Annotated in this window: 9 protein-coding genes; all 9 read right to left on the bottom strand. The window is 41.7% G+C overall.

The window, feature by feature from the left end; genetic code table 11:
- Nucleotide 1: 1 nt before the first annotated feature.
- The 9 genes from JJN14_RS02820 to JJN14_RS02780 all read right to left on the bottom strand — a co-directional run bounded on the left by JJN14_RS02820 (nucleotide 2) and on the right by JJN14_RS02780 (nucleotide 13200).
- Nucleotides 2-868: a carbohydrate ABC transporter permease gene (locus JJN14_RS02820; RefSeq protein ID WP_161683542.1), complete on the bottom strand. Its 867-nt coding sequence runs from the start codon at nucleotides 866-868 to the stop codon at nucleotides 2-4.
- Between the two features lie 221 nt (nucleotides 869-1089).
- On the bottom strand, nucleotides 1090-2418 hold the full coding sequence (locus JJN14_RS02815) for an ABC transporter substrate-binding protein (RefSeq protein WP_201058846.1): 1329 nt from the start codon (nucleotides 2416-2418) through the stop codon (nucleotides 1090-1092).
- 114 nt (nucleotides 2419-2532) lie between these two features.
- Complete coding sequence (locus JJN14_RS02810; RefSeq protein WP_004258578.1) at nucleotides 2533-3231, bottom strand: N-acetylmannosamine-6-phosphate 2-epimerase; 699 nt, start codon at nucleotides 3229-3231, stop codon at nucleotides 2533-2535.
- 249 nt (nucleotides 3232-3480) lie between these two features.
- The gene (locus tag JJN14_RS02805; RefSeq protein WP_201058845.1) at nucleotides 3481-7005 is read right to left on the bottom strand and encodes an SIALI-17 repeat-containing surface protein; all 3525 of its coding nucleotides are present in this window, start codon (nucleotides 7003-7005) and stop codon (nucleotides 3481-3483) included.
- A gap of 329 nt (nucleotides 7006-7334) precedes the next feature.
- A complete protein-coding gene (locus JJN14_RS02800; RefSeq protein WP_201058844.1) occupies nucleotides 7335-8315 on the bottom strand; it encodes an acetylxylan esterase in 981 nt (326 codons plus the stop codon).
- 319 nt (nucleotides 8316-8634) lie between these two features.
- The gene (gene recG, locus JJN14_RS02795) at nucleotides 8635-10650 is read right to left on the bottom strand and encodes an ATP-dependent DNA helicase RecG (RefSeq protein ID WP_201058843.1); all 2016 of its coding nucleotides are present in this window, start codon (nucleotides 10648-10650) and stop codon (nucleotides 8635-8637) included.
- 18 nt (nucleotides 10651-10668) lie between these two features.
- Nucleotides 10669-11772 (bottom strand): alanine racemase, encoded by a 1104-nt coding sequence (alr, locus tag JJN14_RS02790; protein WP_201058842.1) that lies wholly within the window; start codon nucleotides 11770-11772, stop codon nucleotides 10669-10671.
- On the bottom strand, nucleotides 11762-12124 hold the full coding sequence (acpS, locus tag JJN14_RS02785) for a holo-ACP synthase (RefSeq protein ID WP_169435188.1): 363 nt from the start codon (nucleotides 12122-12124) through the stop codon (nucleotides 11762-11764). Before acpS ends, alr begins: the two co-directional genes overlap by 11 nt.
- Nucleotides 12125-12168: 44 nt before the next feature.
- Nucleotides 12169-13200 (bottom strand): 3-deoxy-7-phosphoheptulonate synthase, encoded by a 1032-nt coding sequence (locus JJN14_RS02780; protein WP_201058841.1) that lies wholly within the window; start codon nucleotides 13198-13200, stop codon nucleotides 12169-12171.

Genomic DNA, 13200 nt, shown 5'->3' with positions numbered 1-13200 from the left:
TTTAGTATTCTACGTCATTTCCAAGTACTTTAAATTGAACAAAGCTTACGATAGCAATCATAACTGCCAAGAAGACGCCGATAGTGTTTGCATAACCGTATTCTGTCAATTGGAAGGCTTTTTCGTAAAGGTAGTACATCAGTGTACTTGTTGAGTAGTTTGGACCACCAGATGTTAACAACTGAATCAAGGCGAAACATTGGAATGAGTTAATTGTTGTAATGATTGCGATATAAAGTGTTGTTGGAAGGAGGCTAGGCCATTTAATCTTCCAGAACACTTGCAATTCAGTCGCACCATCAACACGCGCTGCTTCCACCAATGAATTGTCAATATTCCCCATGGCAGCGATATAAAGGATAATCGGCTGACCAACTGAAGTTGTCAAAAGGATAATCATAATCGCCATCAAAGCCCAGTTTTTATCTCCCAACCAAGAAATGTTTTGGCTGATGATGTGGCTTGACTTAAGGACAAAGTTTAAAATTCCTGATAGTGGGTCATAGATCCATTTCCATACAACTGTTACGGCAACACTACCTGTTACAACAGGAAGGAAGAAGACGAAACGGTAGAAGGATCTGGCAATGGCATTTTGATGATATGTCTGAGATGCTACAAAGAGTGAGAATAGAACAACAACTGGTACAGATCCAATGACCAGAATCACGGTATTGATCAAAGACTTCATAAAGACAGGGTCTTTAAACATACGAATGTAGTTGTCCAAGCCCACAAACTCAAATTTAGTCATTGAGTAGTTAAAGAAACTTGTAATGAATCCCATAATCATAGGAGCCAATACAAAGATGACAAAGAAGAATAATACTGGTGCTAGGAAAGCGTAGGAAATCACTGTTTCCCGCATACGAATTTTATTGACTTTCACAGTCGGCACCTCTCTTTCACTAATAGAATATTTTGGATTTTATTGAACTGTTTTAAAATCAAAATGAAATTTTTTAAGATTCGCTTATGTAAGAACTTCATTTTAATTTCGTGACAGTTCCTACCATTTCAAACAAAATCCTCCCTTTTCTTACATAGACTATGCACAGGGAAAAGGGAGGGATCAATCTGATTTAGTGCTTATTGTTTTGTAGCTTTTTTAATTGTTTCGTTAGCTTTTTCAGTGAAGGCTTTCAAAGCGTCCGCTGGTTTTTCGTCACCATTTGATACAGATTGCAACATTGGGAACCAAAGTGTTCTCATTTCAGCAAAACCATTGATAGTGTTGTAGTATGGTGAGTAGTATTTAGTCCAACCACTGATTGTTTCCATACGTTTGTCTTCATAAAGTTTGCCAAATGAAGTACGAACTGGGAAGGCACCTGTACGAACAACGTCTTTTGGACCCCATTCTTTGTCATCCGCGATGAATTGAACGAATTTCTTAGATGCTGCAACTTTCTTGTCGTCTTTGTTGTTGAATACCGCAAATCCGTTTACAAGGTATTCAAGAGCTGGTTTACCTGAATCTGATGGGAATGGTACTTCTACCACCTCCACTTTACTTGCCTCCAAGAGTTTAGCTTGGATACCATTTTGAGCTGGTGCCCAAAGGATTGTGTAAGATGTTTGACCGTTGGCAAAGTTTTGGATATCTGCTCCACCGTCAAATTGTGAACCGTTGTTCAACAAACCGTCTTTAATCCAGCTAGCTGCTTTTTCAAGACCTTTGACAAATTTCGGATCATCAGTTGTATATTTTGTTACATCTTTATCTGTTACAGAAGCTCCATAAAGGTTTGCAATGAAGGCACGTGTTCCTTGGTCTCCCCCTTGACCAGAACTGAACAATGAACCTGGTGTGTAGCCTTTATCTTTAAGTGCTTTCAAAACCTTTTCAAAGTCATCAGTTGTCCAACCTTCTTTAACAAGGTTTGCAACTCCAGCTTCTTCCAACATTTTCTTGTTCATAGCCATGTAGAATGGTGCTGAACTGATTGGATACATGTAAGCTTTGTCTCCAGCTTTACTTGCTTGTACGATATTTTCGTTGTTAACATCTTTGACGAATTCGTCTGTGAAGAGGTCGTTCAACTCAGCCAATTTACCGTTTTTACCGTATTGGATGATACGTCCTGGTGCGTCAAACAGTACATCTGGAGCTGTTCCTGCTTCGATAGCTGTTGTGATTTTTTCAGGACCTGACTTGAAGTCGATGGTTTCCAATTTCACTTTTACATCTGGATTTGCTTTTTCAAATGCTTCGATGATTGATTTTTCATATGTTCCAACACCGTCACCAGTTTTTTCTTGAGTGAAGACTGGAAATGCCCACCAAGTGATTTCTGTTTTTCCGCTATCGCTACCAGATTTTCCAGCATCTTTACTTCCACCAGAATTACCACAAGCAGCAAGGCCAAGAATCGCAGCACCCGCAAGTACTGTACAAGCTAGTTTTCTAAATTTCATTTGTATTCTCCTAATTGATAAGCGTATCCATATTGGATAATGAGTAAGATTGAACTTGTATACGTTTTCATTTTATCCGACGCATCCACCACTCTCCTCTTTTTTGAGATTGTGTTATTTAAGACCAGCAACGAAGCGTTCTGTAATCTCTTTTGGTCTAGTAATAGCGCCACCAACAACGATGCCTCGCACTCCATATCCAAGGATTTGTTTGGCTTGTTCTGGTGTATGAATTTTCCCTTCTGCAATGACATCTACACCGGCATCACAGAGTTTTTTAATTAATTCAAAATCGGGACCATCCACTTTTGGACTGTAAGATGTGTATCCTGATAAAGTTGTTCCGACAAAGTCAATTCCTGCTTCAACAGCTGCCAATCCTTCTTCGAAAGTACTTGTATCAGCCATCAAGAGCTGGTTAGGATATTTCTCCTTAACCTGACGAATGAAGTCTTGAATCTCTAAACCATCATAGCGTTCACGCTTGGTACAATCCAGAGCAATCACCTCTATATCAAGTTCTGCCAATTCATCAACTTCTTTCATAGTAGCAGTGATGAAGGGTTCTTGTGGTGGATAATCTCGTTTAATTATCCCAATGATTGGAAGGTTTGTGACCTCCTTGATTTCCTTGATATCGCGAACACTGTTTGCTCGGATACCGACTGCTCCACCTTGCTCAGCCGCTTTGACCAGCAAGGGAATGACTCCTCCCGCTTCTGTATAGAGCGGTTCGTGAGGAAGGGCCTGACAAGAAACGATGATTCCATCTTTGATTTGTGCAATCAAGGCTTCTTTAGTAATCTGTGGCATCCTCTTTCCTCCTTTTCTTTGTTCTTATGGGTTCATTATATATTATTTTTAAAGCGCTTTCAATAGTTTGTGGTAGAATAGATTTCAGTTTCAAAAGTATTTTATAGAACAGCAGTTTCTGAAAGTAGTTTCAGCACTGTCTTATTTTCAATTCGCTCAGTATATAAAATGATAAAAAGAGATAGCCATCTTTCAAATGGGCCATCTCTTTTATCATTAACGATGAGCAAAATTCATTTTATTCAAGACCTAGTCTTCTTTTCGTTTCTTCCCAAATGTCAAAACAGATAAGAGACCTGCCACTAATCCTAGAGAAATAAAAGTTGTATTTTCTTTGCTTCCAGTATTTGGAAGCTCATTTTGTTTAGCCGCTGGTGCTTGATAAGTAGCACCTTGTCCAAGAGATAACTTCTTAGCTGGACGTTCGTTTGCAGCTGCTAAGACTGGTTTGGTTTCTCCCTTGTACTCTGGCACTTCATGGATTGCTGCCTCAGCTCCATTGACACCTCCTTTATACTCAGGAAGAGCATTTGAAGCTGCCAAGACAAAGTTAGCACCGCCTCTATATTCCGGAACCTCATTTGAAGCTGCTAGAACTGAATTTACGCCCCCTTTGAATTCCGGTTTTTCTACTGTTGGTGCTGGCTCTTCTCCCACTGTTGCTAAGGGACCTGTGTATTCAGGAATTTCTGTTACAAGAGCTTCTACTCCATTCACTCCACCTGTAAACTCCGGGTTTTCTACTGTTGGTGCTGGTTCTTCTCCCACTGTTGCCAATGGACCTGTATATTCAGGAGCTTCTTCAGTTACTGCAGCCTCAACGCCATTAACTCCACCTGTAAATTCTGGTTTTTCTACTGTTGGTGCTTCTTCTTCTCCCACTGTTGCCAATGGACCTGTATATTCAGGAGCTTCTTCAGTTACTGCAGCCTCAACGCCATTAACTCCACCTGTAAATTCTGGAACTTCATTTATCGCAGCTTCGCTTCCATTTACACCATGAGTAATTTTAGAACCAACTACTGAAACAGGCAAATTATGCATACTTTCGATAGCTCCTTCTGCTAAGCCTGTAACTTTTTGACCAATATCCTCTGGATCTACTGTAAACAATAGAGTCTTCGTATCATACTGCGTCATAAAAGTAGCTGTTTTACCATTGGCAAGTTGTAAAGTTGGTGCTTGATTGACCAATACTTCTGAATCAAATTCCATGGCAATAATGCCTTGCCCCATATGAACTGCATGTGTAACTTTTGCTTCGGTTGGAGAAACCATATCCTTGCTTAAGAAATCCCAATTAAATTTCTTATAAGACAAGGTATATTCGTTTTGGTTGTTATCTGCATGCTCATAAAGCAATCCATATTCGCCATTCCCGAGATCTTGAATAGAATTGTAGGCAAACTTACCACTTTGAATAGGATTATGCTTAAGCCAAGTCAGCTCTCCATTTTCTTCGACACGGGCTAAGTGTACCAAACCGTTGAAACGTCCTGGTCCACCTGCATTACTAAGAACAATATACTCTTTTCCATCATGCATCGTATGAATAGCAGCCAATTGAACATAAACATCCTTGACATCCGCATAACGTTTTATATCATTTTCCCAAGTTTCTCCACCATCTTTACTAGTAGCAACTTGAAGGTCCCCTGTTAATCCACGCATGAAGAGCTTAAGATCTCCATTATTTAATTGTACAACAGAGGACTCAGTATTTTGAGCATAATAATTACTCATGGTACTTGAGTCAATCACAGTGCCATCAGTCAGCGTACGATGGTCATTCACACCACCTCCCATATGCCAAGTCTTACCATGGTCATCTGAGTAGATAATCCGAGATGATTGAGAACCGTTTAAGTGGTTGGTCTGATTAGTTGTATAAGTAGGTACAATGATTCGACCTTTATGAGGTCCGGTATGAAGAGTAATTCCTGTTCCAGGCCCAACCCCTAAGAATTTCATCCAATCAGCTTTTACCATTGGGGTAATATCCTGAGGTGCTGACCAAGTCTTACCATCATCATCACTGTAAGACATCCATAGATAAGAATCCTTAGCAACTCTAAATGGAGATGTTTTATTGCTTGTGAAATAAATATTTCCTAATAGTTGATTCCCTTGATACAAATCACCCTTATCGCTATAAGCTGGTTTAACTGGGTTTACAACAACACGATAATCGGTTGCTTTCCCATCTGGAGTATAAACTGTACCATTTTTGCGTATTGTATAGGAACCTTCTTCGCCTTCTTTATAGAGAATTTGATAAGTTTTGCCATCGATTTGTTTATAGGCTTCTTCTCTTTGAGCAGCCATTCCAAAGATTCCTTTCCCTTCTGGGAACATATCATAGATAGAAAAAATTCGTTTTGTTGCAGGATCTTGAACCAAAGCCATATCGATGTTCACTGGTGAACCGATTGATGGGTCAGAGGCTTTTGGATTGTCTCGTAAATTTGTAATCGTTACTCGATCACTCCATGTCTTCCCCTTATCCTCACTTCGTCTAACGACCATGCCGATATCACCCCAGTCACTTGAATGAAGACGGCGTTCATCTGCACCAGCAATCAGAGTGCCTTTATCTGTCTTAAGAAGAGCAGGAATACGATAACTCTTGATGCCATCTTTATTTGGTTGGTTATGCATACCACTTTCAAAGACATCTTGTTTTTCAGTAAGTTTAGCTCCCTCAGGTAGCTTTTGCTCCAAATCAGATCTTTCAAATAATTGGCTACGTTTTTGAACTTCATCAGGAGTCAGTACTCGGTCATAGACACTTAAATTACGAACCTGTAGATTTGCTCCCCAAACTGAATTTCCTGCCCGATTTGTTGCACCAATTTGAGCATGTGTAATATCTGGCATATCCTTGATAAATTTACCAGACTTCAAGCTAGTACGCGATAAAACACCGTTCACATAAAGTCTAACTTTTCCTTCTGGATTGTCTGCATTTGGTCTTTCTACAGTAAAGGTAACCGAATTCCACTGCCCAGGCTTAATTTTCAATGGAGCATCCGTATATTTATCATAAAATTGTGCTCCATTAGCATCACGCCCCTCGATTAAGGCTGTATTATTGAGAACAGCCATTGTGAAGTACTCATCTTTTTTCTTATCACTAGACACTGAGAATAGATTATAGAATGATGGAGCTTTTGCATCTGGCTTGAATTCCATATGAATGGTCGCATTTTGAAGTTTCTTCAATGTATTTAATTCACTGGCTAAGTCTACACGCTGACCATTTTTAGAATTCGTTTCAACATCTTCTTTTTCTACTACTGGAGTTGCATTTTCAATGTCTCTAGCATAATAATCTCGAGGAATCACACCCTCATCTTCTTTATCTTGCTCCTTGTTATTAGTTCCTGCCGATGCAGAATCTGCTTCTGGTTTATCCGCAGGAGCTGGTGTATTTTCAGCTGCAGGTGTATTGGTTGGAGTTGTTGTCTCTGCTTCAGCAGTCTCATTTTTCTTCAACTTATCCTGATCAACTTCCACACCATTGTCTTTTGCTGTTGCCAATTTTCCAGCTAATTCACTATCTAAATGAGCAAGACTTCCTGAAGAAGCTTCTTTTGGTAATTCTGATAAGCCTTGATTATTATTTTCAGTAGCAGTTACAGTTGAGTTTCCTTGTTCATTTGCCAATACAGGATTTACTCCAAACACTACTGCACCAATTGTTACAGATGCTACACCAACTGCAAATTTACGAATACCATATCTTTGTTTTCTGTCATAATTCTTCTGATTCATCTTTCTACCTTTCAATATCACCAAAAATAAAGCGCTTTCTTTTTGTTTTAAAATTTTTACTCCCCATCAAAGGAAAACATAAGAAAGTAATTAATAAACGAGAGTCCCTATCCTTCTCTCTTTCAAAATTTAGCTAGCTGCAATCCAAACAGTAGCTATTTCACTCCTTTCCTAGAGACTTTTTCTTTATTATACAATAAAGTCATAGGTTTATCTCGAGCTTGTCATAGAATAGATTTTACTTTCAGCAATATTTTAATATTTTAATATTTTTAAAAGTACTTTCAACATTTATAATAAAAAAGAGAGCTACTGGGCCCTCTCATCCATCATTTTACATACTTAAAAGGAATCTCACTACCACATAGCCAGTTGTAGACTTGGTCATTGACAAATACATTCATGGCTTCGTGAGCATACTCAGGCATGATACGATAGGCCTTATCGCAGATCAGACGGTTGTAAATCGCAAACTGGGTAATAGGGTAGCAAACATCGTCGTCCAAGCCCGTAATCATCTTGACCTCACCCTTGATACGATGGGCAAGATTTTTCACATCGATATAGGCAAGGGTCGCCATGATTTCCTCCTCAGTTTCGTGGAAGGGGTCGTGAAACTTGAAATAACGGAAAAGTTCGTCATAGGCTTCACTTGTATTACCAATCTCAAGCACTCGTCTGAAGTCTGACAAGAAAGGATAGATGGCTACTGTTTTCTGAATCCGAGGATTGAGCGCTGCCGCAACCAAGGCTAGAGCCCCTCCTTGTGAGGCACCATAGCTAGAAAGACGCTTCTCATCCACCTCAGGCAGACTAGCAATAATGTCAACCAACTGGTAAATGTCCAAATAAACATCCTTATAAAAGAGATGCTCCCGACCTTCCACAGCACCACGGATAATATGTCCCTTAACCGTATTTCCTAGTGGAGAACGCAAGCCGTCCTGTGAATAACCTGACTGTCCCCGCACATCCATGGAAACAACACCATAACCAGCCACGGTGAAGGCCAGCATGTCGGACCAGTCCCAGCCACGTCCCATATAACCATGGAAATGGAAGATTATCGGAACCTTCTCATCACTCTTTGGAAGAACGACTCGTGCATAGACCTTGCCTTCATTGGTTCCTTCAAACGTTAACTCATAGCACTTGACTTGAGGAATGTGGAAATTTCTTTCCTCCAACTGATAAGCTGGAAGAGTTGAAACTTTTTTCACTTCCCCATCCCAGAAAGCATCAAAGTCTTCTGGAACCTCATCTCGTCCTAGGTAGGTCTTAATTTCCTCTAACAATGCTGGATTTTTCATAGTAGCTCCTTTTATTTGTAATCGCTACCACAACTGTAGCATAACTAAGAAAGCAATGCAAGAAATAAAAGTAAATAGATCGTGATTTTTAATTTTTCTCCTTAATTCCTAACGCTTCAAAGTGATTTTAAGCAAGAAAAAAGAGCTATTTAGCTCTTTTTATTCTATTCACAATTTAGTTTTTATCTTCTTTCTTTTGGAAAGTGGTTTGGTAATTTACTTTAATCGTTACGGTCATGTGAGAGTCCTCGTTTCTTTTTGATGACTCTAGTATAAGGGCCAAACCTGAAAGCTAGCTTAAGTTTTCCTTAGAGAAAGCTTAATCTAGATGTTCTTTCTTCTCCAGATGAAGAGCAATCATGCGCCATTCTGGATCCTCTTGCCAGCCTTCAATAGAACTAATATAGCTAGCAACCTTTCTGGCTTCTTCTAAAATCGGAAAATCTTCGATAATATCAGCCACTTGGAATTCTGGAAGTCCTGACTGTCTGGTTCCAAAAATCTCACCCGAACCCCGCATTTTCAAATCTTCCTCCGCAAGGACAAATCCATTGGTCGTTTCTGTCATGATGCGCATGCGGTCTTTCCCAGAATCCGTCTTAGGATTGGCAACGAGAACTGCATAAGACTGCTTATCTCCCCGACCCACACGACCTCTAAGCTGGTGAAGCTGGCTGAGACCGAAGCGATCGGCATCCATGATGATCATAACTGTCGCATTGGGAACATTAACTCCAACCTCGATAACCGTCGTCGACACCAGAATATCCGTTTTTCTCTCTTTGAACTCCTGCATAATCTGGTCTTTTTCGTCACTCTTCATCTTACCATGTAGAAGAGCCACTTCTGCCTTACCTGCAAAATGAGCCGTCAATTCTTCTGATAAGGCAATGGCATTTTTCAAATCCAGAGCTTCTGATTCTTCAATCAAGGGAGAGATGACATAGGTTTGAGAACCTTTTTGAATTTCCCCCTCTAACCAAGTCAAGACCTGAGGCAGTTGCTCATGTTTGATCCAGCGTGTCACAATAGGCTTTCGTCCTGCTGGCATCTGGTCAATAATGGAAACATCCATATCTCCAAAGGCTGTGATAGCCAAGGTTCGTGGTATGGGAGTCGCCGTCATCATGAGGACATCTGGGTTGTCGCCTTTTTCTCTCAGAACACGCCTTTGCCCTACACCAAAGCGGTGCTGCTCATCGATGATAATCAAGCCCAGACGAGCATAATCCACCCCATCCTGTATTAGAGCGTGAGTTCCGATAATCAAATCAGCCTCACCCTTGGCAATAGTCTCCAAGACTTCTCTCTTTTCTGCAGCTTTCAAGGAACCTGTCAAAAGAGCCAGTTTCAAGTCTGGGAAGAGACTCTGTAGACTCTCAAAATGTTGCTCTGCAAGGATTTCTGTTGGTACCATGAGGGCTGATTGGTAGCCAGCTGTCACCGCCGCAAACATGGCCAAGCCAGCAACCACCGTTTTTCCGCTCCCCACATCCCCTTGTAGGAGACGATTCATGTGGTGATCCGACTTCATATCGGTTAAAATTTCCTGCAAACTCTTTTCCTGAGCTTGTGTCAGGGCAAAAGGTAGACCTTCTTTAACCGCCGACACTTTTTCCTGAGACCAATCCAGAACCAGGCCACTTCCCTGAACTCTATTTTCAGACTTGAGCGTCTGCAATTGCATTTGGAAATAAAAGAGTTCCTCAAACTTGATACGGCGAAGGGCCTGCTTGTATTCTGCCAAATCCTTAGGAAAATGCATAGCTCGGACTGCCTGACAACGGGACATGAGTTTGTATTTGTCCAACAAAGACTGGGGCAGATTCTCCTCAATCAAGAGGTCCAATCCCTGATCAAAGGCCGTCTTAATGACCTTGACCAGACTGGCCTGACTGATTCCTTGAGCCAGACGATAAACAGGCTGGAGGTCATCTTCCACCTGAGCCAAGACCTTCATCCCTGTCAAACTTGCCTTGGCGCGGTCCCATTTTCCAAAAACAGCAAGGGTTGCTCCCAACTCTATCTTATCAGCCAGATAGGGCTGGTTAAAGAAATTAACCGCAAAAACGACTTCTCCCTGCTTGAGGCTAAAGCGCAGACGATTGCGCTTGAAACCATAATACTGGACACTGGCTGGAGTCACGACTTGACCAGATAGGACTGCCTTCTCCCCGTCCTCTAGTTCCAATACTTGCTTGGTTTTGAAGTCTTCATAACGAAAAGGAAAGTAGAGCAAGAGGTCTTGCAAGTTTTCAATTCCTAGTTTGGCGTACTTCTCTGCTGACTTTGGTCCCACACCAGGTAAGACATGTAAGGGTTGGTGTAGATTCATGCTCCACTCCTTTCTTTTTTAATAATATTCTCTCGGAATGCGATCACTGAGGAGACAAACCACCTCATAATTAATGGTCCCGCGGTAGGTCGCTACCTGAGTAGCCGTGATTTCCTTGTCCCCGTTGCTACCGATCAAGGTTACTTTTGTTCCTAGCGGATAAAGTTTAGGCAGACGAATGGTAATTTGGTCCATAGAAACCCGTCCAACAATTTGGCAAGCTTGCCCATCTACCAAGACGGAGAAATTCTGCATGTCACGTGTCCAACCATCCGCATAGCCTATTGGCACAGTCGCGATGACTTGCTCGCTATCCGCCTGATAGGTCGCTCCATAGCCCATGCAAGCTCCAGCTGAAACTGTCTTGACATGAACCAGAGCAGATTCCAAGGTCAAGACTGGTTTCAAGTCATAGGGTAAGTCCAAGACCTCTCCGCTAGGATTAAGACCATACATGGCATCTCCCATACGAACCGCATTGAAAATAGTCTCTGCATGCCAAAGAGTCGTTGCAGAATTGCTGGCATGAACCAGCTCTGGAAGACCTTTCATACTGGCCAAAATAGTTTTAAACCGTTCTAACTGGACATTAAAGTAGGCATCTGATTCCTCGTCTGCAGTAGCAAAGTGGGTAAAAATCCCTTCAACACGAGCACCATGTTGTTGAAGCAAAGCTTGAGCCTGCTCAGCTTCGCTAGCCTCTATAAAACCAATACGTCCCATTCCTGAATCAATCTTGAGGTGGACTGTCAATCCAGTTAGGTTCGCTTCCTTATCTAAGAGCGCTTGAATCCACTCCAGCCCAGCCACTGTCAAGGTGATGTCGTATTCTTTAGCAAGAGAAACAGCTTCGATTTCAGAAACTCCTAAAATGAGGATTTTCTTGCTGAGTCCAGCCTGTCTGAGTTCAATAGCCTCATCAATATTGGAAACGCAAAAACCATCTACATCATCTTGAATAGCCGTCGCAACGGCAACAGCTCCATGACCATAGGCATTGGCCTTGACCACAGCCCACTTGAGCGTTCCTTCAGGGATATGAGCCCCCATTTGCTGAATATTTTGTCGAATAGCTCCCAGATGAATCAGAGCCTTGGTTGGTCTATGTGGACTAGCTTTCATGATTTTCCTCCAAAATGACACTGGCTGTCACAAACTGATCTGTGTGGCTGATAGACAGCCAAATCTTTCCTGAAAATGGTGACCGACTAAAATAAGGCGCCCCGCGTTCATTGTTCAAGACTTCCAAATCATGAAAAGCGAGTTTCCCAATACCAGTTCCCATAGCCTTGGAAAAGGCCTCCTTAGCCGACCAGCGACCTGCCAAATATTCGATTTGTCTGCGCCTTTTAAGACTGTTAAACCGTTCCATTTCCTTAGCGGTCAGCACGCGCTTAGCAAATCCTTCATGTCGTGTAACTGCGCTTTCTATCGAAGCTAATTCTTCGATGTCAATTCCGTGTCCAACTATCATTCTCATCAAAAGGAGTTGAGATCCCCCAACTCCATCCTTTTCACTTATTTTGTCAAGGTAGCGTAAATCTCTTCTACCAAGGCCTCTGTATTCTCCCAACCTAGGCAAGGATCGGTAATAGAGCAACCAAAGACCTCTGGTTGGTTTTGACGACCATCTGCTAGGTAAGATTCAATCATAAAGCCTCGAACTATCTTTTTAATCTTCTCATTCCAATCACGATTTTGCAAAGTCTGGCGAACAATTCGAATCTGTTCCATATATTGCTTGCCAGAATTATCATGGTTGGTGTCAATGAGGATAAAGGGATTTTCAAGTCCCATGGCTTCATAGCGCTCAATGGCATTTAGCAAAGTTTCATAGTAAAAGTTAGGCTCATTTTTCCCATATTCATTAACTGCGCCACGAAGGATGACGTGGGCCAAGGGATTTCCTGAAGTTTCAACTTCTTGACCATGGAAAAGGAAGGTCTGTTTATTTTGAGCAGCATAAATGCCATTAAACATGACACCAAGATTTCCAGAGGTTGGATTTTTCATCCCCACTGGTGCATCAATCCCTGAGGCCACAAAACGGTGCTCTTGGTCTTCCACAGAACGAGCCCCCACAGCATGGTAGCTGACCAAATCATCTACCAAAACCAGATTTGATGGATAAAGCATCTCATCTGCCGTTGTCAAACCTGTCTCTGTAATCACGCGGTAGTGCAACTGGCGCACAGCCTGCAAACCGTTAATCAGGCTTGGAGCCTTAGAAGTATCTGGTTGGTGAACCAAACCTTTATAGCCGTCTCCGTTGGTACGAGGTTTCGCAGTATAAACACGCATAACCATGAAAATCTTGTCCGCCACCTTCTTCTGCAAGGCGGATAAACGGTGGGCATATTCCAAGACAGCCTCTTCATTATCAGAAGAGCAGGGACCAATCACCAAAAGAATTCTGTCATCTTCTCCTGAAATAATGTCTGCCAATTCTCTATCACGACGCTCCTTTAGTCGCAAGGCTTCCGCAGACAATTGGGTTTCTGCCTTGATTGCTTCAATATCGATTTCTTGACCTTTTTCAATAAATGCCAT

Origin of the sequence: Streptococcus mitis (assembly GCF_016658865.1) — a bacterium.
GTDB lineage: Bacteria > Bacillota > Bacilli > Lactobacillales > Streptococcaceae > Streptococcus > Streptococcus mitis_BT.
This window is presented reverse-complemented; position numbering and strand designations above follow the sequence as displayed.